Here is a 22,022-nt window from a genome sequence, read left to right on the forward strand (position 1 = left end):
AGGCCCCATGACGAAGACCCCGCAAGCGGATCCCTCGATGATCGGCGGCGTGCCGGAGCCGCCTTTCGTTCTGCTTCCCGATCCGGCGAAGCTCTTCGAGACGCGGGCGAAGCGCTTCGCCTTCCTCGCGCGGCATGACGCGAATCTCGCGCCTTATCTGACCTTCCTCGCCGATCTGACCGCGCTTCAGGCGAAGCTTCTCGCGAGTCTGCCGCCGGTCCCGCCGATTGCGCCTGAGAAGGCCAGGCAGGCCCGCGAATTCTCCATGCCGCCCGTCGAGCGCGCGTCTCTGGCGGAGGATCCGACCCTCGTCGCGACCTTCGTCGCCCTGATCGCGGCCGCCGCCGATCTGGAGATGCCCGAATCCGCGCGTCAGGCGCTGAGCGCGGTTTGGGCCGCCGACGAGGAGGATCGCCGCTGGCTGCTCTCCAACATCCTTTCAGACCAGATTCCCGAGGGCGCGGCCGCGCCGCATCTCTTCGCGGCGGCGGCGGTTCAGATCCATATGGCGCGTCTGGCGGCCGCTCTGGATCCCAAGGCCCTGATCCCGGTCGGCGTGGGAATCTGCCCCTCCTGCGGCGGACGCCCGGCCACCTCCTCGGTGACGGGGGGTCAGGAGATCGACAATCTGCGTTACGCCGCCTGCGCCTGCTGCGCCACGCGCTGGAACGAAGTGCGGGTGAAATGCCTCTGCTGCGGCTCGACCAAGGGCCTCGCCTATCGCTCCGCCGCCACCCATGAGGCCACGGTGAAGGCGGAATCCTGCGCCGAATGCGGCTCATGGGTGAAGATCCTCTATCAGGTGAAGAATCCGAGCCTCGACCCCATCGCCGACGACGTGGGCAGCCTCGGGCTGGACATCCTCATGAAGGATTCCGGCGCGACGCGCGGCGGCTTCAATCCCTATCTCGCGGGATACTGATGTCAGGATTTCGGGCGCTGCCTTCGGCGGATCAGTTCCTTTCCTCGGAGGCCGGGCGGGCGCTGGCCGAGGCTCATGGCCGGACGCCGACCCTCGCGGCCTTGCGCGCAAGGCTCGACGCCATGCGCGCGGCGATCCGCGACGGCGCGGACGGGGCGGCTCTGGCGGCGGGGCTGCCGGAGCTTCTGGCGGCGGATCTCGGGGCGGCGGCGCGCTCGGCTCTGCGTCCGGCGCTGAATCTGACCGGCACGGTGCTGCATACGAATCTCGGGCGGGCGATCCTCGCGGAGGAGGCGGCGAAGGCGGCTCTGGCGGCCATGCGCAATCCGCTGGCTCTGGAGTTCGACCTCGAAAGCGGCGGGCGCGGCCAGCGCGACGACCATCTGCGCGGCCTTCTGCGCGAGCTGACCGGCGCCGAGGACGCCGCCGTCGTCAACAACAACGCCGCCGCCGTGCTGATCGCGCTGAACGCTCTGGGCCAAGGCCGCGAGGCGATCGTCTCGCGGGGCGAGCTGATCGAGATCGGCGGCGCCTTCCGCATGCCCGACATCATGGCCCGCGCCGGGGTCAGACTGGTCGAGGTCGGGACGACCAACCGCACCCATCCCCGCGATTACGAAGACGCGATCACGCCGGAGACAGGGCTGATCCTCAAGGTCCACACCTCCAATTACCGCATCGAGGGCTTCACCGCCGAAGTGGAGGCGCCGAGGCTGGCCGAGATCGCCCGCAGGGCGGGGGTTCCGCTGCTCAACGATCTGGGCTCGGGCTCTCTGGCGGATCTCTCGATCTACGGCCTGCGCCGCGAGCCCACCGTGGCCGAAGCCGTGGCCGAGGGCGCGGATCTCGTGACCTTCTCCGGCGATAAGCTCTTAGGCGGGCCGCAGGCGGGCTTCATTCTCGGGCGCAAGGATCTCATCGCGGCGATCAACAAGAATCCTCTGAAGCGGGCGGTGCGGCTCGACAAGATCCGCATCGCGGCCTTAGAGGCCACCTTGCGGCTCTATCGCGACCCGGAGCGCCTGACCCGACGCCTCCCGACTCTGCGGTTTCTGGCGCGGCCTCAGGCGGAGATCCGGGCTCAGGCGGAGCGGCTGGCGCCGCAGGTCGGGGGGCTGCTGGCGGGTCTGGGCTATGGGGCGCGGGCGGCCGATTGCGCCAGTCAGATCGGCTCCGGCGCCTCGCCCACCGACGCGATCCCGAGCGCGGGCCTGCGTTTGACGGGGAGAGGCGGCGACGCCCCCGACCGCCTCGCGGCGCTTCTGCGGCGTCTGCCGCGCCCGATCATCGGCCATATCCACGACGGGGCGCTGATCCTCGATCTGCGCTGTCTGGAGCGGGACGCGGATCTTCTGGAGGCTCTGGAGGCGCTATGATCGTCGGGACGGCGGGCCATATCGACCATGGCAAGACGGCGCTGGTGAAGGCTCTGACCGGCGTCGACGGCGACCGTCTGGCCGAGGAGAAGGCGCGCGGCGTCACCATAGAGCTCGGCTTCGCCTATGCGGATCTGGGCGGCGGCGCCGTCACGGGATTCGTGGACGCGCCCGGACATGAAAAGCTGATCCACACCATGCTCGCGGGGGCGGGCGGAATCGACATGGCCTTGCTGGTCGTGGCCGCCGACGACGGAATGATGCCCCAAACCCGCGAGCATCTGGCGATTCTCGATCTGCTCGGCGTGCGGCGGGGAATCGTGGCTCTGACCAAGGCCGACCTCGCCGGGCCGGAGCGGCGCGAGGAGCTGACCGGGGAGATCCGCGAGGCCCTCGCCGGAACCGGCCTGAGCGAAGCGCCGATCATGGCGGTCTCCTCTCTAACGGGCGAGGGCGTGGAGGATCTGCGCAAAGCCCTCGCCGCCGCCGAGGCCGAGACCACGGCGCGCGAGGCGGCGGGGCTCTTCCGCTTCGCCGTGGACCGGAGCTTCACCTTGGCGGGCGTCGGAACGGTGGTCACGGGGATCGTGCTGAGCGGCCGCGCGGCGCTTGAGGATTCCGTGATCGTCAGCCCGCTCGGCCTGCCTGCGCGGGTGCGGGGAATCCACGCCCAGAACCGCAAGGCCTCCGAGGGTCTGGCGGGCCAGCGCTGCGCCCTGAACCTCGCGGGCGAGGGCGTGACCAAGGACGCGATCCACCGCGGCGACCTGATCCTTGCGCCCGCGCTCCACGCCCCGACCGACCGCATCGACGTCGAGCTGGACGCCCTGCCCTCCGAGCCCAAGCCTCTGGACGTCTGGTTTCCGGCGCGGCTCCACAGCCACGCCGTCGAGACCGGAGCGCGGATCGTGCCTTTGCAAGGCCCGATCAGGCCCGGCGCGCGGAGCCTCGCGCAATTGGTTCTGGACCGCCCCATCGCGGCGGCCGTCGGCGACCGCTTCGTCCTGCGCGACGTCTCGGCCAGCCGGACCATCGGCGGCGGGCGCTTCCTCGATCTGCGCGCTCCGGCCCGCAAACGCGGAACCCCTGAGCGCCTCGCCTGGCTGGAGGCCTCCCGCGCCCGCGATCCCGCCGAGGCTCTGGCGGGGCTGGCGGCGGTCGCTCCGGTCGATCTCTCCGCTTTCCTGCGGGACCGCGCCCTTCCCGAGGCCGCCTTGCCGGAGATCCTCGCCAGAGCCGGAGCGGAGCTTGTCGGCGGGCTGGCGCTGTCGGGCGCCGCGCTGGAGGCTTTGCGCGGAGCTTTGGGCGAATCTCTGGCGGCCTTCCACGCCGAAAACCCGGATGTCGCGGGCGTCGGCCGCGAGAAGATGCGCCTCGCGCTGAAGCCCCGCCTGCCGAAAGACCCCTTCCTCAGCTTCCTGCGCGCCGAATCCGCCGCCGGACGGGTGGTTTTGGACGGCGCCTTTCTGCGTCTGCCCGGCCATGAGCTGCGGCTCTCGCCCGAGGATGAGGCGCTGTACGCCCGCATTCTGCCGCAGCTTCTGGGCGAGGGCCGCTTCCGGCCGCCGCGGGTCCGCGACTTCGCTCAGGAATTCGGCCTCGACGAGCGCGAGATCCGGCGTCTGCTGAAGCTGAGCCAGAAGCTCGGGCGGGCGGATCAGATCGCCCATGACCATTTCTTCGCCCGCGAGGTCACGCAGGAGATGGCGCGGATCGCCCGGCGCCTCGCGGAGGAGAGCGCCGACGGCTGGTTCACGGCGCCGGCCTTCCGCGATCAGGTGCGGAACGGGCGCAAAGTGGCGATTGAAATCCTCGATTTCTTCGACCGCCTCGGCTTGACCTTGCGTCGGGGCGACATGCGGCGCATAAATCCTCATCGCGCCGATCTCTTCGGCGAATGAGATGTGGAAGGGAAGCGTCCCCGGTGGGGCGGCCGGACTTCAAATCCGGTTGGGGCGGCGAGCCCGTCCCGGGCGGGTTCGACTCCCGTTCCTTTCCGCCACAACTCTCAAGCGAGTAAACAAAAGCGTTTTTCGCCTTGTCGAGAGCCTTTCCCTAAGACATCAGCATGCAGATCTTCGGTTCCCGACGGATTTCTTCAGTCGTTTAGAAATCAAAATTCAGATTCTCCTAAGATCAACCGTGAAAATTTGAATCGAATATCGAAATGGCCCCTCCCAAAACTGGGAATCCATAGCAATCGATTTATCAAATCCTGCTATATATTCTATTCGATATAAGAAAACGCCTTGGGAGGACACGCCATGCGCCGTTATCTGAAGGGTCTGCTCATCGCTTCCGCGGCGGTCCTGTTGAGCGCCGCCTCCGCTCTGGCGGAAGCGCGCAGCGTGGTCTTCATCAATCCCGGCAAGCGCGGCGAGGTCTTTTGGGAGCTGGTCGCCCAAACCATGAAGACCGCCGCCGATCAACTCGACCTTAAGCTCGAAGTCCTGTGGTCCGAGCGCAATAAGCTGACCATGCGCGATCTGGGCCTGAGCGTCGTCGCGCGGCCTGAAAAACCGGACTTCCTCGTGCTGGTGAACGAAGAGAACGCCGCTCCGCCCATCCTCGCGGCGGCGGAGCAGGCGGGCGTCGCGACCATCTTCATCTCCAGCCCGCTGTCTCCCGAGGAGCTGGCCCGGGTCGAGCGCGACCATGGGCCGACCGAGCATCTCCTCGGCGCGCTTGAGCCGGATATGAAGGCCGCGGGCTGGCGCATGGCGGAGCGGCTCGTGGCCGCCGCCGAAGCCGCCGGACTGCGCGACGCGGACGGCGCCCTGCATCTTCTGGCTCTGGCCGGAGACGAGATCACCATCGTCTCGACCCAGCGCACGCAAGGCATGCTGGATTACGTCGCGACCCGGCCCGACGTGACCGTCGACCGCCTGCTCTACGCCAATTGGAACCGCGCCGAGGCCGAGACCCTCGCCAGCCGCTATCTCGGCTTCATGCGCGCCCGGGGAATCAAGCCCGCAGGCGTCTGGGCCGCGAACGACCCCATCGCCATGGGCGCCATAGACGCGCTGAAGAAAAGCGGCCTCAAGCCGGGCGAGGACGTCTTCGTCGTCGGGCTGAACTGGTCGGCGGAGGCTCTGGACCTCATCGAGAAGAACGAGCTTCTGCTCAGCGACGGCGGGCATTTCCTCGCGGGGGGCTGGGTCATGGTGATGCTGCGCGATCTGGTCGACGGCTGCGGCTTCCTCAGCCCCGAAAGCCCCCGGCTGGAGCGATTCGAGACCAGCGCCCTCGACAAGGCCACCGAGCCCGAGCTTCTGAAGATCCTCCGGGGCGGCGCGCTGGAGCGGATCGACTTCACGAAATTCCTGACCGCGCAAACCGATTGCGGCGCTTACGACCTCTCGCGGGAGGCTTTGATCGGCGCCATCCGGCGGAGCGGCCGATGAGCGAAAGCTTCGCCGCGCAAACGCCGCAGCAGACGGAGAACGCCCAAGCCTGCGGCCGCAAGCCGATCAGCGTCATCCTCAAGCTTCTGATCGTCGTCATCGCGCTGACCTGCGCGGTGCAGGCGGGCGCCGGCTTCGTCATCGCCTTCGGCAATTCCGAGAAGGCGAGAGCTCAATTCGACGAAAAGCTGGAGTATTTCCTGCAAGCCCGCGTCGAGCTGCTCGGCGGTCTGGTCTGGCGTCTGCAATATGACGAGCTCGACCGCGTTTTGAACGCCATGCTCCGCGAGGAGGCCGTGGCCTCCATCCGGGTCTATGACGACGTCGGCTCCGTCGTCGGCGAGGTCGGGCGGCCCGTCGAGCCTCAGACGCCGACCATCCGCCGGCGGGCGGATCTGATCTATATGAACGGCCTCGTCAGCGATAAGGCCGGATGGGTGGAGGTCCTCGCCAGCATGGGGCCCGTCCACGCCGCTTTCGAGCGGGAGAAGCGTCATGCGGTGGTGCTGATGCTCACTTCGGCGGCGGCCATCGTGACGGCGGTCTGGCTGGCGGTCAGCCGCCTGATCGCGCAGCCGCTGGCTCAATTGCGCGGAGCCATCGCCCGTTCTCTGGCGGGAGAGCGCAACGTGCGCCTGCCGGAGCGCTCGCTCGACGAAGTGGGCGAGCTGTTCAGCGCCTTCAATCAGTTCATGGAGGCCAACGACCGCTCGCTGTCGAAGATCCGCGCCGCCAACGACCGCCTCCGCGACCTCGCCGAACGCGACGATCTGACGGGCCTGTTGAACCGGCGCGCGGCTCAGGCCCATTTCGCCGAATTGCGCGGCGCCACCGGCGTCTCCATCGTCTTCATCGACATCGACCTGTTCAAATCGGTCAACGAGCTGCTCGGACATAAGGGCGGCGACACCCTGCTCTGCGACATGGTCGCCCGGCTGACCCGCGAGATGAGCGAGGAGGCCGAGGCCTATCGACTCGGCGGCGACGAATTCCTGATCATTCAGCGCAACGTCGGCTCCTCCGGATGCGCCTACGCCTTCGCCGAGCGGCTGCGTCAGGCCGTGAGCGGCGAATATCACATCGGGGTCATGGCCCATGACGTGACGATCTCCCTCGGCGTCTATTACGCCGATCAGCCGCTTGAGGATTTCGACATGGTCGTGGCCATGTCGGATCTCGCCCTGCGTCAGGCCAAGCATGAAGGGCGCGGACGCACCACTTTGCTGACCATCGATCTGCTCAAGGCCGCCACCGCGCGCATCGAGATCGAGCGCAACGTGGCTCAAGCGCTCGCCGAGGGGCAATTCGAGATGTTCTTTCAGACTCAGCTCGATCTGCGCAGCGGCAAGGTCGTCGGCGTGGAGGCTCTGGCCCGCTGGCGCCATCCGCAGCGCGGTCTGGTCTCGCCGGGCGTCTTCATGCCCATCATCGAGGATATGGGGCTTTCGGTCGAGCATGGGCGTCTGGCGGTCCTGCAATGCTGCGCCGCCGCCGAACGGCTGCAGGCCGAATTCAGACGGCCGATTCCCGTCGCGCTGAACGTCAACGCGCAACAGGTGGTGCAGGCCGAATTCTGGACGACCCTGCAGCGCGAGCTCGAAAGCCGCGGGCTTTCGGCCTCCGCCATCGTGATCGAGATCACCGAAAGCCAGCTGATCGTGAACATGGAGGCCGCCTGCCGCGCTCTGGACGATTACCGCGCCGTCGGCGGCTCGGTGGCGCTGGACGACTTCGGCACCGGCTACAGCTCTCTGGCCTATCTGACGCAGCTGCCCATCGACAAGGTCAAGATCGACCGCTCCTTCGTGAAGCGCGCCCCGACCGACCGCACCGTGGCGACCATCCTGAGCGTCGCGGCGCAGCTGGCTCAGGCCATCGGCGCGGAGGTGATCGCCGAAGGCGTGGAGACCCCGGAGGAGGAGGAGGCCGTCTCCCGGCATGGCGTCCATCTGGCGCAGGGCTTCCGCTATGGGCGCCCGGTGGAGATCGAGGTTCTGATGCGCGAAATTCAGGAGCGCGAGACGGCCGCCTTCCTCAATCCGGCGACGCGGGTGTCCTGAAGCCTGATCTCCGGGCCGTCGGCGCAGTTTTCAATCGCGGACCGGCGCCCGCAGGTCAGAAAACGCCTCAAGCGGATTGACCTCCGGCCCTTCTTCTGCATCCTCTGAGCGATCCCGAGACGGCGCGTCGGATCCTCGCGGAAGGACCGCCCCCTCGGCGAAGCGCTCATGAGAACAGCAGGCCGCCCGCACGCCGGGCCGGGAGGAGCCGTCTTGTCGCCAGATCCGATCATCCGTTCGCCCTCGGCCTACGGCTATTCCATGCTCATCAAGCGGATTCTCGAAACCGGACTCCGCCGCGCCCCCAATCAGACCGTGACCTATGGCGAGAAGCGCCTGACCTATCGCGAGCTTGAGGCCCGCGTGAAGCGGCTCGCCTCGGGCCTGAGCGGACTCGGCGTGGAGCCCGGCGACACGGTCGCGGTGATGGACTGGGACAGCAACCGCTATCTCGAAGCCTTCTTCGCGGTTCCGATGATGGGCGCGGTCCTGCATACGGTGAACATCCGTCTTTCGCCGGAGCAGATCCTCTATACGATCAATCACGCCGTGGACGACGTGATTCTCGTCAACGTCGAATTCCTGCCCGTTCTCGAACAGATTTGGGATCGGGTGGAGCGCAAGCCCAAGCTCGTCCTGCTGCGCGAGGACGCCGCGACCCCGGCGACCTCCCTGCCTCTGGCGACCGATTACGAAAGCCTGCTCGCCGGAGCCGCGCCGGATTTCGTCTTCCCCGATCTCAATGAAGACGCCCGCGCCACCACCTTCTACACCACCGGCACGACGGGCCTGCCCAAGGGCGTTTATTTCAGCCATCGGCAGCTTGTGGCCCATACGCTGGGCGTGGGCGGCGAGATCTCCTGCGGGGCTCATGGCCGCTTCGACGCCGACGACGTGTATATGCCCATCACGCCGATGTTCCACGTCCACGCCTGGGGCTTCCCCTATATCGCCACCATGCTCGGCGCGCGTCAGGTCTATCCGGGGCGCGTGCTGCCGGAGAAGCTGCTGAACCTGATCGAGACGGAGAAGGTCACCTTCACCCATGGCGTCCCGACCATCCTGAACATGATGCTGGCGCATCCCCGCGCGGCGAGCGTCGATCTTTCGCGGCTGAAGATGATCATCGGCGGGGCCTCTCTGCCGCAGAGCTTGGCGAAGGAGGCTCTGGAGCGCGGGATCGACGTCTTCACCGGCTACGGCATGTCGGAGACCTGCCCCATCCTCACCCTCAGCCGTCTCAAGCCCGAGTGGATGGACTGGGATCTCGACCGTCAGGCGGAGATCCGCTGCAAGACGGGGCGTCCGGTGCGTCTGGCGGATCTGCGGATCGTGGACGATGAAATGAACGACCTGCCGCATGACGGAGTCTCGCAGGGCGAGATCGTCGTGCGGGCGCCTTGGCTGACGCAGGGCTATCTGCATGATCCGGAGAATTCGGAGAAGCTTTGGACGGGCGGCTGGCTCCACACCGGCGACATCGGCGTCATCGACGAACATGGCTATGTGAAGGTCACCGACCGCCTGAAGGACGTCATCAAGACCGGCGGCGAATGGATCTCCTCGCTGGACGTCGAGGACATCCTGCTGAAATCCGGCAAGCTGGCCGAGGCGGCGGTGATCGGGGTGCCGGATCCCAAATGGACCGAGCGGCCCTTGGCGGTGGTGGTGGCGAAATCCGGCGCCGAGGTCTCGGAGGCGGATCTGAAGGCCCATCTTCTCGGCTTCGCGGAGCGCGGATTGATCTCGCGCTACGCCGCGCCGGACCGCATCGTCTTCGTGGAGGAATTGCCCAAAACCAGCGTAGGCAAGCTGGATAAGAAGCTCATGCGCGCCACCTACGGCGCTTAGAGCGTTTTCCGACCGAATTGGGTCGTTCAAACGCTCCAAGTCTTTATTTTGTCGCGCTTTCGCGACGCGAAGCTTGGTCAGCTTCGCTGGAAAGCGCTCTAAAGCCCGCCTCCGGACGACGAATCGCTCGGGGGCGCCCTCATCGCCGCAAGCGGCGAATTGAAGACGCCCTCGAAATAGGTCTGAACGGGACGCTCCTTATAAAAGGCCCGGAAGGCGCGCACGGCCTCCTGCTCCGGCAGCCAGGCGCAGATCGCCCGGCGGAACTTCCAAGATTTCGCCGCCTTGGGCGCCCGCGAGAGCCAATGCAGATTCGGACGGCCGCGCCCATGCCAGGGGACCAGCGCGCGTCCGGAAGGCAGCGGATTGCGGGACATGACCGCGAGGAACTGATCCAGCTCCTGAGGCGTGGCGAAATACAGATCCACATCCGCGAAATTCACCTCCAGCAAAGCCCAGTGCCTGCGCTGCGTCGCGAAGGGATGCGGAATGGAGCGCGGCCTGCGGATTTGTCCTCCGGGAGTGGTCTCGCGGATCCAGCCGACGCGCCGCCAGCCCGCCCAAGGGCTGATCGGCGTCTCGGGAAAATCCTCATGCCAGGAAAGCCGCGCCGTCTTCATGATCCCGCCTCCGCCGGAGCGGCAGGATAGCCCATGGAGGGCCCGGCTTCAAACCGCCGCGCCCTCCCTTCTCCGAGGCTCAGGCCGCGCCGGGGCCGGGCGTGGCGCCGGGCGGGCATTTCCCGAGGATGATCATCCCCAGAACCTCGTCTTTGGTGAGGTTCTCCACCCGCCCCGTGCCGACGACCTGACCATTCTTCATCACCGTCACGCGGTCGGCGAGGTGGAAGACGTCGTGAATGTCGTGGCTGATGAGGAAGACGCCGATGCCCTCGCTTTTGAGCTGTTTGATCAGCTCGCCGACCTGCGCCGTCTCCTGCGGCCCGAGGGCCGCCGTGGGCTCGTCCATGATGAGGATCCGCGCGTTGAAGAGGATCGCCCGCGCGATGGCCACCGATTGCCTCTGGCCGCCCGAGAGCGCCTTGACCGGATCCTTGAAGCGCTGGAAGCGCGGATTCAGCCGCCCCATGACCTCGCGGGCCTTGGCCTCCATGGCGCCGTCGTCCAGCGTGCCCCAAGGGGTCAGCAATTCGCGCCCGAGATAGAGATTCGCCGCCGCGTCCACGTTGTCCGCGAGGGCGAGCGTCTGATAAATCGTCTCGATTCCATAGGCTTTGGCGTCGCGGGGATTATGGATCGCGGCCTCTTCGCCCCGGATGCGGATCACGCCGGAATCGCGGCGATAGGCGCCCGAGAGGATCTTGATCAGCGTGGATTTCCCCGCGCCGTTATGCCCGAGCAGGGCCACCACCTCGCCGGGATAAAGATCCACGGAAGCGCGCTCCACGGCGTGGACGCCGCCGAAGGAGATCGAAATCTCCTCCATCTCGACGAGCGGAGTCTGGTCTTTCACATGAGCGTTCATGACGGCTCCTCCCTCAGCCCGCGCGGCGCTTATAAAGCGTGTCCAGCCAGACCGCCGCCACCAGAACCAGACCCACGACCACGTTCTGCAAAGGCGCGTCCAGCCCAAGCAGGATCATCCCCGAAGACAAGGACTGCATGAGCAAAGCCCCCAGCAAAGCGCCCGCGATGGTGCCCGCGCCGCCCGCCAGCGAAGTGCCGCCGATCACCGCCGCGGCGATGGTCAGAAGCTCGTCGAGGGTGCCTTGCGAATTGGTCGCCGATTGCAGACGCGCCGAGGCCACCGCTCCGGCTATGGCGCAGAGCACGCCCATGATGATGAAGATCTTCATCGTCACCCAGCGCGTGTTGACGCCCGCCAGCTCCGCCGCCTCGGGATTGCCGCCGATGGCGTAGACGTAGCGTCCGAAGCGGGTGCGCCGCGCCACGAAGGTCATGATCACGCCCGCCGCCAGAGCGATCAGCACCGGAATCGCGATTCCATGCGAGATCTGCAAGCCGCCTTCGGGGATCGTCACGTTATTGGCCGCCGCCCATTGGCGCACGGTTCCGGCGGGCCAGTAATAGGCGTTGGCCACCGCCGCCGCGCCCAGAATCGCCCCGCAGCCGAGCGCCGCCATCAGAGCCTCGGCCCAGACGGGGCGCGTGGGGAAGCCGAAACGCCGCCTCCGGCGCCGGGAGCCGGCCTGAAGCAGCAAAATCGCGGCGCAGGCGAGCAGCGCCAAAACCCAGCTCGCCGTGTCGCCTATCGCGCCGCGCGGACCGCCGCCCATGAGGATGAAGCGCGAATCCAGCGGCGAGACGGTTTGTCCCGAGGTCACCCACCAGGCCGCCCCGCGCCAGACGAGCAGGCCGCCCAGAGTCACGATGAAGGCCGGAATGCTCAGATAGGCGATGAGGAAGCCTTGCAGCCCCCCGACCAGCGCCCCGAGCAGCACCCCCGCCATCAGCGTGAGGAGCCAGATCGCCGGATGTCCGAAGCCGAGGATCTCCGGCAGATAGCGCGCCTGCGCCACGCCCATGACCATGGCCAGAAAGCCGTGCAGCGAGCCCACCGACAAATCGATGTTGCGCGTGACGATGACCAGCACCATGCCCGTGGCCAGAATCGCCACGGAAGCCGACTGCACCGACAGATTCCAGAGATTGCGCGCCGTCAGAAAACGTCCGCCGGATAAAAGGTCGAAGCCGATCCAGATGATCAGCAAAGCGGCGATCATGCCGAGAAAGCGCGTGTCGATCTCCGTGGCTTTGAAGAAGCGCGCCGCCGGGCTCAATCGGGAGGCGCTTGGACGATCCGCCCCCCGACCTTCTGCCTGATCCATCCCATCCTCCCCTAGAGCGCAATCCGAAAAATTCGCAAGATGTTTTGGGTGAACTGCGCGGCCAAATAAAATCCGGAGCGTCTGAAAGCTCCCGGATGAACGGAAAACGCGCCGTCTGCGCGCTCCGTCGCGTTTCGATTTGAAAACGGCCGGATCTTGAGCAGATCCGGCCGCGCGTCTCACATCCAGAAGGCCGAACCGGAGATCAGTCGCAGGCGGGAGCGGTCCCGGCGGGCACGCCCTGACAGACCACCTCTTTGCTCACCCATCCGGCGCCGATGATGTCGCCGAGATTCTCGCGGGTGATCGCCACGGGCTTGAGGAAGATCGAATTCAGCTCGACGCCCGCCGCGCCGCCGCTGAACTTCACCGCATTGGGCACCGCGTCGAGGGCGGTTCCGTCGGCGAGCCGAACGGCGATCTCCGCCGCCGCCTTGCCGAGGTCGCGCGAGTCCTTCCAGATCGAAACCGTCTGAGTTCCGAGCGCCACGCGGTTCAGAGCCGCATGGTCGGCGTCTTGTCCCGAGACCGGAACCGAGCCCGCCAGACCCTGAGCCTGAAGCGCCGCCACCACGCCGCCGGCGGTGCCGTCGTTGGCGGCGACCACGGCGTCGACCTTATTGTCGTTGGCGGTCAGGAACTGCTCCATGTTGCGCTGAGCGTTGGCGGGCAGCCAGCCGTCGGTGTAGGCCTCGCCGACGTTCTTGATATGCCCGGCCGCGATGGATTCGCCGAGCACGTCCATCGCGCCCGCGAAGAGGAAATCGGCGTTCGGATCGGTGGAGCTGCCCTTGATGAAGACGTAATTGCCGGTCGCCGCATGTTTGAACACGCCGCGCGCCTGCATCCGGCCCACTTCGCGATTGTCGAAGGTGATGTAGAAGGCTTCCGGATGCTCGATCAGGCGGTCGTAGGCCACGACCGGCACGCCCTCGGCGACGGCTTTCTCGACCGCCGGAATGATGGCGCTCGAATCCTGCGCGAGGATGATCAGCGCGTTCGCGCCCTGAGCGATCAGCGCCTCGACGTCGGTGAGCTGCTTGCCCGGCTGAGACTGGGCGTCGGCGGAGATGTAGGTGTCTCCGGCGGCTTCGACGGCGGCCTTGATGGCGGCTTCGTCGGTCTTCCAGCGCTCTTCCTGGAAGTTGGACCAGGAGACGCCGATGGTCTTGCCCGCCGCGAGGGCCGGAGCGGCGAAGGAAAGGGCGAGGACGGCGCCCGCAAGGGCGGTGGCGGTTTTTCTCATGACGAAATCTTCCTCCCGGCGCCGACAGGCGCTTGCGTTTCCCCGAAGCCCCGCGCGCCCTTCAGGCGGCGTCGGCTTCATCTCGTCCTCTTTTCTTCGAGGCTCGAAATAAAGAGTGACGGCAAAAGGAATTCCTGTCAATCTCGAAATCGGGATTGGCGAACATATTGCTTTGCAATAAGAAATTCGCACCGCAACATGACAGCGGCCACGCAGGAGGGCCAATATGGAGGATCGGATTTGGCGCTCCGCAAAGTCGCGCGTCCGGATGATCTGCGCCGCCAGAACCGCGGCCTGATCCTCGCCGCCCTGCGGCGCGAGGGCGGGCTTTCACGCACGGAGCTCGCGGCGCGCACGAGGCTCAGCCCGGCCAGCGTCTCGACCATCTCGGCGGCGCTGCTGGCGGAGGGAATCCTTGAGGAGGAGGCGCCGGGCTCCGCCCTGAAGCGCGGACGTCCGCAGGTGGCGCTGCGGCCCGATCCCCGGGCGGGGACGGCGGTCGTCCTCTCGGTGACGCTGAATCAGATTCTGGCCCGACGCATCGATTACGCCGGACGCCCCGTCGCCGAGGCCGCGCGGCGCTTCGACAGTCTGGCCGCGCCGCCCGGCGCTCTGCTGGAGGCGACGGCCGACGCCATCCGCGAGACTCTGGCGCAGGCTCCGGAGGCGCGGCCTCCGCTTCGGATCTCCCTCGGCGTGCAGGGCGTGACCGACGCCGCAGGGACGCGCATGATCTGGTCTCCGGTCACGCATGAGCGCGACATTCCTTTCGCCGCCCGTCTGGAGTCCGAATTCGCCGCGCCGGTCTTCGTGGCCAACGACTGCGCCGCCATCGTGCAGGGGCTCCGCAACCGCGAGCCGCAGCGCTACGGCGGAGATTTCGCCGCGATTCTGCTTTCGCACGGCGTGGGAATGGGGCTGCATCTGCAAGGCGCGCCTTTCCTCGGCGCCCGCAGTTCGGCGATGGAGTTCGGGCATATGGTCTATCAGCCGGAGGGGGCGCTCTGCCGCTGCGGCGGACGGGGCTGCGTCGAGGCCTATGCGGGGAGCTACGCCATTTTGCGCCGCGCGCGGGGATTCTCCGATCAGACGCCGCCCGAATCCGGCGAGGATCATGAAGCCGAGGCGCCTTTGGCGGCTCTGGCCCGCGCCGGGCCGGGGCCGGAGCGCGAGGCCTTCAAGGCGGCGGGACGCGCTATAGGCTACGGCCTGCGCAATCTCTTCACTTTGCTCGATCCGACTCCGGTGGCTCTGGTGGGGGCGGGCTCTTTGGCCTTCGACCTGATGGAGCCGGAGATCCGCAAGGCTCTGGCGGGCGCGACGGGGCTCGCGGGCGGACTGGCGGCGGAGGGCTTCGAATTCCGGCTTCATCCCGACGAATTCAGCCTGATCCTCGAAGGCGGAGCCGCCGCCGCTCTGCGCGCGCTGGACGAAGCCGCCTCAGGCGAGCGCGCCGGGGCTTAGAGCTTTCGCCGGGCGATCGAAGATCGATCAAGCGCCGCAAGATTTCGTTGGTCGCGTTTTCACGACGCGAAGCCGTTTCGGCTTCACTGGAAAACGCTCTGGCCTTGAGCGGGCGGAGCATGAGAGGAAGGAGCCGCCCCAGCCTCCGGAGACCGCATGACCCTTCTTCCGATCCTGAGATTCCCGCATCCGGGCTTGCGCCTGCCCGCCGCGCCCGTGGTCGCCTTCGACGCCGCATTGCGCCGCCTCGCCGAGGATCTGACGGAGACTCTGCGCGCCGCGCCGGGGGTGGGGATCACGGCGCCGCATGTCGGGATTCCGCAGCGGCTGGTGGTTCTGGATCTTGCTCCGGAGCGCGGGCCGGAAGTCTTCGTCAATCCGGAGATCCTGTGGTTCTCCGAAGAGAAGATCCGCCATGCGGAGGGCAGCCTCTCCATGCCCGGCGTCACGGAGGAATTGGAGCGTCCCGCCCGGATTCGTCTGCGCTGGCGGGATCTCAACGGCCTCGAACGAACCGAGGAGGCGGAGGGATTCCGCGCTATCTGCCATCAGCATGAAATCGACCAATTGGACGGAATCTTCTGGATTCAGCGGCTCTCCAAACTCCGCCGCGACCGGCTGGTCAAGAAATATGAGAAGCTGCGCCGGACGGCCTGATTCTCCGCCTGCACAGGGAGCCCCGCCATGAAAGCCGCCCTTCTCCGCGCCATAGCGGAGCCGCTCAGCGTCGAAACCGTCGCCGATCCCGCCTGTCCGCCCGACGGCGTGACGGTCGAGGTGAGGGCCTGCGGGCTTTGCCGCTCGGATCACCACACCTGGAAGGGCGCCGAAGAGGGCCTGCCTCTGCCGCATGTCATGGGCCATGAATTCGCCGGCGTGGTGGCGGAGGTCGGGCCGGATTGCCGGAATTTCCGGCGCGGCGACCGCGTGACGGCGCCTTTCATCCTCGGCTGCGGCCAATGCGCCGATTGCCGCGCAGGCCATCCCACCATCTGCGCGACGCAAGACCTGATCGGCTTCACCCGCTGGGGCGCCTTCGCCGAGCGGCTGGCGGTTCCCCGGGCGGATTTCAACCTCGTGCGCCTGCCCGAGGCGGTGGGCTTCGTCGAGGCGGCGGGCATGGGCTGCCGCGTCACGACGGCTTGGCGGGGCCTGACCGACCGCGCGGATCTGCGTCCGGGCGAATGGCTGGCGGTGCATGGCTGCGGCGGAGTCGGGCTTTCGGCGATTCTGCTGGCGAAGATCCTTGAGGCGCGGGTGATCGCCGTGGACGTCTCGGAGGGGGCGCTCGCCATGGCCCGCGAGATGGGCGCCGAGCAGGTTCTGAACGCCTCGGAGATCGCGGACGTCGGGGCGGCGGTGCGGGATCTGACCGGCGGCGGCGCCCATGTCTCCCTCGACGCGCTCGGCGCGACCGAGACTTTCCTGAATTCTCTGCGCTCTTTGCGCAAACTCGGGCGGCATGTGCAAATCGGCATGCCGGTGGGACGTCATGTGCGGGTGGAGCTTCCGCTTCTGGATCTGGTCTACGCCCGGCAACTGACTCTGCACGGCATGCGCGGACTCGGAGCGGCGGGCTTCGCCTCTTTGCTGGATCTGGCGGCCTCGGGGCGGCTCGACCTCGCCGGACTGGTCACGGAGCGCCTGCCGCTGGAGGGGCTCAGCGAGGCCCTCGCCCGCATGGACGCCGGACGCATGGTCGGAATCGCCGTGGTGGACCGCTTCTGAGCGGCGGGCGCCCGTCCTGAAGCTCAGGACGGGCGCCGCGCCGAAAATTCAGACCAATTCGGCCAGCATGGCGCGCTCGAAGCCCTTGGGCGCGCCGCTTTTTCCGTCGCGCGTCTTGGCGGCCCAATCAGGGTCGCTGATCAGCGCCCGGCCCACGGCGATGAGGTCGAACTCCTCGCGCTCCATGCGGCGGAGCAGCGCCTCGATCCCCGCGCTCTCGGAGGCCTCGCCGCGGAAGGCCGCGAGGAATTCGCCCGACAGCCCCACCGAGCCCACGCTGATGGTGGTCGCGCCGGTGAGCTTCTTGGCCCAGCCCGCGAGGTTCAGTCCTTCGGGGCCGTCGATCTCCGGGAATTCCGGCTCCCAGAAGCGGCGCTGCGAGCAATGCAGCACGTTCGCCCCCGCCTCGACCAGAGGCGCGAGCCAGCGCGTCATCTCCTCCGGGGAGGTCGCGAGCCGCGCGGCGTAATCCTGTCCCTTCCACTGGCTGACGCGCAGGATGATCGGGAACTCCGGCCCCACCGCCGCTCGCGCCGCGCGCAGAATCTCGACGGCGAAGCGCGAACGCGCCTCGATGGTCGGGCCGCCCCAAAGATCGGCGCGCAGATTGGTGCCCGACCAAAAGAATTCGTCGATGAGATAGCCGTGGGCGCCATGGATCTCGACGGTGTCGAAGCCGAGGCGCTTGGCTTCGGCGGCCGCCTTGGCGAAGGCCGCGATGGCGTCGGCGACGTCCTCTTCGCTCATGGCCACGCCGCGCGGCTTGCCCGGCGCCAGAAGTCCGGAGGGGCTTTCCACCGGAGCCTCCGGCTCCCATCCGCCGCCGCCGAGGGTCGATCCGGTGTGCCAGAGCTGCGGCGCCATGCGTCCGCCCGCCGCGTGGACCTCCTCGACCACTTTGCGCCAGCCCGCCAGAGCCGCTTCGCCGTGAAAGAAGGGGATTCCCGGCTGATTGCGCGAGGCGGGGCGATCCACCACCGTTCCTTCGGAGATGATCAGCCCCACGCCGCCCTCGGCGCGACGGCGGTAATAGGCGGCGTTGGCCGGGCCGGGCGCGCCCTCCGGCGCGAGATTGCGCGTCATGGGCGCCATGACGATGCGGTTCTTCAGTTCAAGGGGACCGATGGTCAGAGGACGAAACAGAAGGTCGTTGGTCGCGGACATAAGCGGAGACTCTTTCCGTTGTGGAGGAGCAAGAGATATAGCTCACACGGTCGATGTCAATCAGACGCCCCGGAGGGCGGCGCGCAGGCGGAGGAGAACGAAAGATGCTCAAAGGCGTGGATCCGATGCTCGGGCCGGAGTTGCTCGCGGTTCTGGCCTCCATGGGCCATGGAGACGAAATCGTCCTCTGCGACGCCAATTTCCCGGCGGATTCCGTCGCGCGCTCGACGATCCGCGGGCGGGCGCTGCGTCTGGACTGCGACGCTCTGCGGGCGCTGAAGGCGGTGCTCTCGCTGCTGCCCCTCGACGGCTACGAGCCGGATCCGGTCCTGACCATGCAGGTGGTGGGCGATCCGGCGGCGATCCCCGAGGCGGTCGCCCAAGCGGAGCCGCTCTTTGCGGCGGAGGGCTTCGCCTCCGCCTCTCTGGAGCGCTTCGTCTTTTACGAGCGCGCCCGCAAAGCCTACGCCGTTCTGCGCACCGGAGAGACGCGGCCTTATGGGAACTTCATCCTGCGCAAGGGCGTGATCAACCCGTAAAGCTCCGCTTTCGCGGGCTCCTCCGTCTGATCGATCCTCTGTCACATCGGCGCCGAGGCTGGCCCTCGGGGGCGCCCCGTCGTTTGCGGCCGAACTCCGCAGAGGGCGCGCGCCGTCGCGCCCGCCTCTCGGATCCGTCAGAGATCGCGACATATCCATATGCTGAAATCACATGGCGGAAGGCGGTCAAAACCCTTCCCAAGCCCCGAGATTTCATATGTTCTTTTCGCAGAAAGACGAAGCCTTCGCAGAAATTGGAATAAGCAATCCGCAAAGACTTTGTTTCTGAGGGATTGGGGTTTTGTTAGCGGCTGACGCACAGGAACGGGAAAAGGCGATCCTTCATGCGCGACTATCTCAAGACCGCGGCTCTGGCCGCGCTTCTGGCGACCGCTTCGGCTCAGGCCTTCGCGGCCTCCATCACCCTGCTGAACGTCTCTTACGATCCCACGCGCGAATTCTATCAGGAATATAACGCGCATTTCAGCAAGCTCTGGAAGGACAAGACCGGAGACGACGTCACCATCCGCCAGTCGCATGGCGGCTCAGGCAAACAGGCGCGCTCCGTCATCGAGGGGCTGGAGGCCGACGTGGTCACCCTCGCCCTCGCTTATGACGTCGACGCCCTGCGCCTCTACGGCCGCAATCTCCTCTCCGAGGGCTGGATCGACAAGCTCGCCGACAACTCCGCCCCCTACACCTCGACCATCGTCTTCCTCGTCCGCAAGGGCAATCCCAAGGGGATTCAGGACTGGGACGATCTGGTCAAGCCGGGCGTCGAGGTCATCACGCCCAATCCCAAGACTTCGGGCGGCGCGCGCTGGAATTATCTCGCGGCCTGGGGCTACGCCCTGCGCCAGCCTGGCGCAGACGCGGCGGCGGCTCAGAAATTCGTCGGCGACATCTTCCGCAACGTGAAGGTGCTCGACACCGGGGCGCGCGGCTCGACGACGACCTTCGTCGAGCGCGGCATCGGCGACGTGCTGCTGGCCTGGGAGAACGAGGCTTACCTCGCCATCAACGAGCTGGGCCCGGAGAAATTCGAGATCGTGACGCCCTCGCTCTCCATCTTGGCGGAGCCCTCGGTGGCGGTGGTGGACGGCAACGTCGACCGCCATGGGACGCGCGACGCGGCGACGGCCTATCTGACGGAGCTCTACAGCCCCGAGGGCCAAGAGATCGCGGCCAAGCATTACTATCGTCCGCGCAATCCCGAAGTCCTCGCCAAATACGCCGACAGCTTCGCCGACGTCGAGCTGTTCACCATCGACGAAGTCTTCGGCGGATGGACCAAGGCTCAGGACGAACATTTCTCAGATGGCGGCATCTTCGATCAAATTTACACGGTCAGGTGAGGAAGCCGCCGCGAGGAGGGGGCTCTCCCCTCCTCCATAGACCGAACGCAGGAAAGGCCTTTCCCATGCTCATGACTCGTCGCGCTCTTTGGGCGCTCTTCGGCGCCTTCGCCGTCGCGCCCCTGGCGCCTTCGGTTCAGGCGCAGACTTCCGAGCCGATCACGCTGTTGAACGTCTCCTACGACATCTCGCGCGAGCTGTATAAGGAGATCAATCCGGCCTTCAGCGCCTATTGGAAGGCGAAGACCGGACAGGACGTCACGGTGAATCAATCGCATGGCGGCTCCAGCAAGCAGGCCGGCTCAGTGCTGAACGGCCTTGAAGCCGACGTCATCACCATGAACCAGTCGCCGGACATCGACGTCCTTCTGAGCCGTCCCGGCCTGATCGCGCCCGACTGGCGCGAGAAATTCCCGAACGGCGCCGCCCCCTACTCCACCGTTTCGGTCTTCATCGTCCGCAAGGGCAATCCGAAGAACATTCAGGACTGGAGCGATCTGACCGGCGACGTGCAAGTGGTCGTGCCCAATCCCAAGACCTCGGGCAACGGCCGCTACACCTATCTCGCGGCCTGGGGCTACGGGCTGGAGCAGAACGGCGGCGACGAAGCCAAGGCTTACGATTTCGTGAAGGCCGTCTTCGACAACGTGCCCATCCTCGACGGCGGCGGACGCGGCGCCACCACCAGCTTCGCCCAGCGCGACATCGGCGACGTGCTGATCACCTTCGAGAACGAATCCGCCGCCCTCGCGGCCGAATTCGGCGCGGATAAGTTCGAGGTGGTTTATCCTTCGCTCAGCGTCGGGGCGCCGGCGCCCGTGGCGGTGGTCGAGGGCGTGGCCAAGGCGCGCGGCACGCTGGAGCAGGCGACGGGTTATCTGAATTTCCTCTATACGCCCGAGGCTCAGGAGATCATCGCCAATCGGCAATTCCGGCCGAGCGATCCCGAAGTCTTCGCCCGTCACGCCGAAACCTTCCCTGAAATCAAGACTCTCTCGGTCGAAACCGATCTCGGCGGCTGGCCCAAGGCGCAGGAGACTCATTTCGCCGACGGCGGCTTCTACGACAAGATCATGGCGGAGCGGCGCTGATGGCGGAGGCGGCTCTTCAGCAAGGCGTCGCCGCAAGGCGAGGCTTCGGAGGGCCCGCTCTTTGGGCGGGCCTTCTCCTCGTCGGCGCGGCGGTGTTTTTCGCATCTCGGGGCGGGCTCGTCCCGAGCGGCCTGATTTTGGCGCTTTACGCGCTCTTCGCCCTGCTGGGAGTCGCTCTGGCTAAGGCCAGAAGCCGGGTTCTGCCCGGCTTCCGGCTGACTTTGGCGATCACGATCTTGATGCTCTTTCTGATCATCCTGATCCCGCTCTCGGCGGTCTTCATCAACACCGCCCAACTCAGCTGGAGCCAAATCTGGTCCGCGATCAGCGCTCCGCGCGCCGTGGCCAGCTATAAGCTCAGCTTCGGAGCCTCCTTGCTGGCGGCGGCGGTGAACGTGGTCTTCGGCCTGATCCTCGCTTGGGCGATCACCCGTTACCGCTTCCCCGGCCGCAAGCTCGTGGACGCGCTGATCGATCTGCCCTTCGCCCTGCCCACCGCCGTGGCGGGCATCGCCCTCACCGCGCTTTACGCCAAAAACGGCTGGTTCGGGGCCTTTCTTGAGGGACAGCTTGGGATCAAGATCGCCTTTTCGCAATTGGGCGTTCTGGTGGCTTTGATCTTCATCGGCCTGCCTTTCGTGGTCCGCACCGTCCAGCCCGTGCTGGAGGATCTCGACGCCGAATATGAAGAAGCCGCCGCCTCGCTCGGGGCGAACCGCGCTCAGACGATCTGGCGCGTGGTGCTTCCGGCGCTTTATCCGGCGCTGCTGACCGGCTTCGCCATGGCCTTCGCCCGGGCGCTCGGAGAATACGGCTCGGTGATCTTCATCGCGGGCAATATTCCGCTGGTCTCCGAAATCACGCCGCTGATCATCATCACCAAGCTTGAGCAATATGACTACGCCGGGGCTACGGCCATCGCCGCCGTCATGCTCGTCGTCTCCTTCGCGCTGCTGCTCGCCATCAACGCTTTGCAGGTCTGGTCCGCGCGGCGGACGGAAAGGAGCTGAACC

General features: G+C 66.7%; 18 protein-coding genes and 1 tRNA gene. 14 read left to right on the forward strand and 5 right to left on the reverse strand.

What is annotated here, in order from left to right; all coding sequences use genetic code 11:
- The first annotated feature begins 7 nt into the window (after positions 1 to 7).
- The 7 genes from fdhE (at position 8) to B161_RS0115060 (ending at position 9,613) form a co-directional block, all read left to right on the forward strand.
- Positions 8 to 922, forward strand: coding sequence for a formate dehydrogenase accessory protein FdhE (gene fdhE, locus B161_RS0115030; protein WP_018634270.1), 915 nt, complete (start codon positions 8 to 10; stop codon positions 920 to 922).
- Positions 922 to 2,298, forward strand: a complete 1,377-nt coding sequence (gene selA, locus B161_RS0115035; RefSeq protein ID WP_018634271.1) for an L-seryl-tRNA(Sec) selenium transferase — start codon at positions 922 to 924, stop codon at positions 2,296 to 2,298. Before fdhE ends, selA begins: the two co-directional genes overlap by 1 nt.
- Positions 2,295 to 4,199 (forward strand): selenocysteine-specific translation elongation factor, encoded by a 1,905-nt coding sequence (gene selB, locus B161_RS0115040; protein ID WP_018634272.1) that lies wholly within the window; start codon positions 2,295 to 2,297, stop codon positions 4,197 to 4,199. Before selA ends, selB begins: the two co-directional genes overlap by 4 nt.
- A 5-nt stretch (positions 4,200 to 4,204) precedes the next feature.
- Positions 4,205 to 4,300 (forward strand) — tRNA-Sec (locus B161_RS0115045).
- Between the two features lie 262 nt (positions 4,301 to 4,562).
- Positions 4,563 to 5,702 (forward strand): ABC transporter substrate-binding protein, encoded by a 1,140-nt coding sequence (locus B161_RS0115050; RefSeq protein WP_051085782.1) that lies wholly within the window; start codon positions 4,563 to 4,565, stop codon positions 5,700 to 5,702.
- Complete coding sequence (locus B161_RS0115055) at positions 5,699 to 7,762, forward strand: putative bifunctional diguanylate cyclase/phosphodiesterase (RefSeq protein ID WP_018634273.1); 2,064 nt, start codon at positions 5,699 to 5,701, stop codon at positions 7,760 to 7,762. The genes B161_RS0115050 and B161_RS0115055 overlap by 4 nt, the downstream gene beginning before the upstream one ends.
- Positions 7,763 to 7,975: 213 nt before the next feature.
- Positions 7,976 to 9,613, forward strand: a complete 1,638-nt coding sequence (locus B161_RS0115060) for a fatty acid--CoA ligase (RefSeq protein ID WP_018634274.1) — start codon at positions 7,976 to 7,978, stop codon at positions 9,611 to 9,613.
- A 98-nt stretch (positions 9,614 to 9,711) separates the two neighbouring features.
- On the opposite strand, the gene B161_RS0115065 is transcribed toward B161_RS0115060, so the two are convergent.
- The 4 genes from B161_RS0115065 to xylF all read right to left on the reverse strand — a co-directional run bounded on the left by B161_RS0115065 (position 9,712) and on the right by xylF (position 13,668).
- Positions 9,712 to 10,233 (reverse strand): hypothetical protein, encoded by a 522-nt coding sequence (locus B161_RS0115065; RefSeq protein WP_018634275.1) that lies wholly within the window; start codon positions 10,231 to 10,233, stop codon positions 9,712 to 9,714.
- A 79-nt stretch (positions 10,234 to 10,312) separates the two neighbouring features.
- Positions 10,313 to 11,098, reverse strand: a complete 786-nt coding sequence (locus tag B161_RS0115070) for an ATP-binding cassette domain-containing protein (RefSeq protein WP_018634276.1) — start codon at positions 11,096 to 11,098, stop codon at positions 10,313 to 10,315.
- A gap of 13 nt (positions 11,099 to 11,111) precedes the next feature.
- A complete protein-coding gene (locus B161_RS0115075) occupies positions 11,112 to 12,422 on the reverse strand; it encodes a sugar ABC transporter permease (protein WP_026310473.1) in 1,311 nt (436 codons plus the stop codon).
- 205 nt (positions 12,423 to 12,627) lie between these two features.
- Complete coding sequence (xylF, locus tag B161_RS0115080) at positions 12,628 to 13,668, reverse strand: D-xylose ABC transporter substrate-binding protein (RefSeq protein ID WP_026310474.1); 1,041 nt, start codon at positions 13,666 to 13,668, stop codon at positions 12,628 to 12,630.
- Positions 13,669 to 13,866: 198 nt separating this feature from the next.
- On the opposite strand from xylF, the gene B161_RS0115085 reads away from it, so the two are divergent.
- From B161_RS0115085 to B161_RS0115095, 3 genes are all read left to right on the forward strand, one after another.
- Positions 13,867 to 15,132, forward strand: a complete 1,266-nt coding sequence (locus tag B161_RS0115085; RefSeq protein WP_018634279.1) for an ROK family transcriptional regulator — start codon at positions 13,867 to 13,869, stop codon at positions 15,130 to 15,132.
- A gap of 156 nt (positions 15,133 to 15,288) precedes the next feature.
- Complete coding sequence (locus tag B161_RS0115090; RefSeq protein ID WP_018634280.1) at positions 15,289 to 15,789, forward strand: peptide deformylase; 501 nt, start codon at positions 15,289 to 15,291, stop codon at positions 15,787 to 15,789.
- 27 nt (positions 15,790 to 15,816) lie between these two features.
- Complete coding sequence (locus B161_RS0115095; protein ID WP_018634281.1) at positions 15,817 to 16,860, forward strand: alcohol dehydrogenase catalytic domain-containing protein; 1,044 nt, start codon at positions 15,817 to 15,819, stop codon at positions 16,858 to 16,860.
- 48 nt (positions 16,861 to 16,908) lie between these two features.
- On the opposite strand, the gene B161_RS0115100 is transcribed toward B161_RS0115095, so the two are convergent.
- The gene (locus B161_RS0115100) at positions 16,909 to 18,024 is read right to left on the reverse strand and encodes an NADH:flavin oxidoreductase (RefSeq protein ID WP_018634282.1); all 1,116 of its coding nucleotides are present in this window, start codon (positions 18,022 to 18,024) and stop codon (positions 16,909 to 16,911) included.
- A 104-nt stretch (positions 18,025 to 18,128) separates the two neighbouring features.
- Between B161_RS0115100 and B161_RS0115105 the strand changes: the two genes are divergently transcribed.
- The 4 genes from B161_RS0115105 (at position 18,129) to cysT (ending at position 22,019) form a co-directional block, all read left to right on the forward strand.
- A complete protein-coding gene (locus B161_RS0115105; protein WP_018634283.1) occupies positions 18,129 to 18,563 on the forward strand; it encodes an RbsD/FucU family protein in 435 nt (144 codons plus the stop codon).
- 344 nt (positions 18,564 to 18,907) lie between these two features.
- Entirely contained in the window at positions 18,908 to 19,918 is a 1,011-nt protein-coding gene (locus B161_RS0115110) for a sulfate ABC transporter substrate-binding protein (RefSeq protein WP_018634284.1), read from the forward strand.
- Positions 19,919 to 19,983: 65 nt separating this feature from the next.
- Entirely contained in the window at positions 19,984 to 21,009 is a 1,026-nt protein-coding gene (locus tag B161_RS0115115; RefSeq protein ID WP_018634285.1) for a sulfate ABC transporter substrate-binding protein, read from the forward strand.
- A complete protein-coding gene (gene cysT / locus B161_RS0115120; protein ID WP_018634286.1) occupies positions 21,009 to 22,019 on the forward strand; it encodes a sulfate ABC transporter permease subunit CysT in 1,011 nt (336 codons plus the stop codon). The genes B161_RS0115115 and cysT overlap by 1 nt, the downstream gene beginning before the upstream one ends.
- Positions 22,020 to 22,022: the final 3 nt, after the last annotated feature.

Origin of the sequence: Neomegalonema perideroedes DSM 15528 (assembly GCF_000374145.1) — a bacterium.
Classification (GTDB): Bacteria; Pseudomonadota; Alphaproteobacteria; order Rhodobacterales; family Rhodobacteraceae; genus Neomegalonema; species Neomegalonema perideroedes.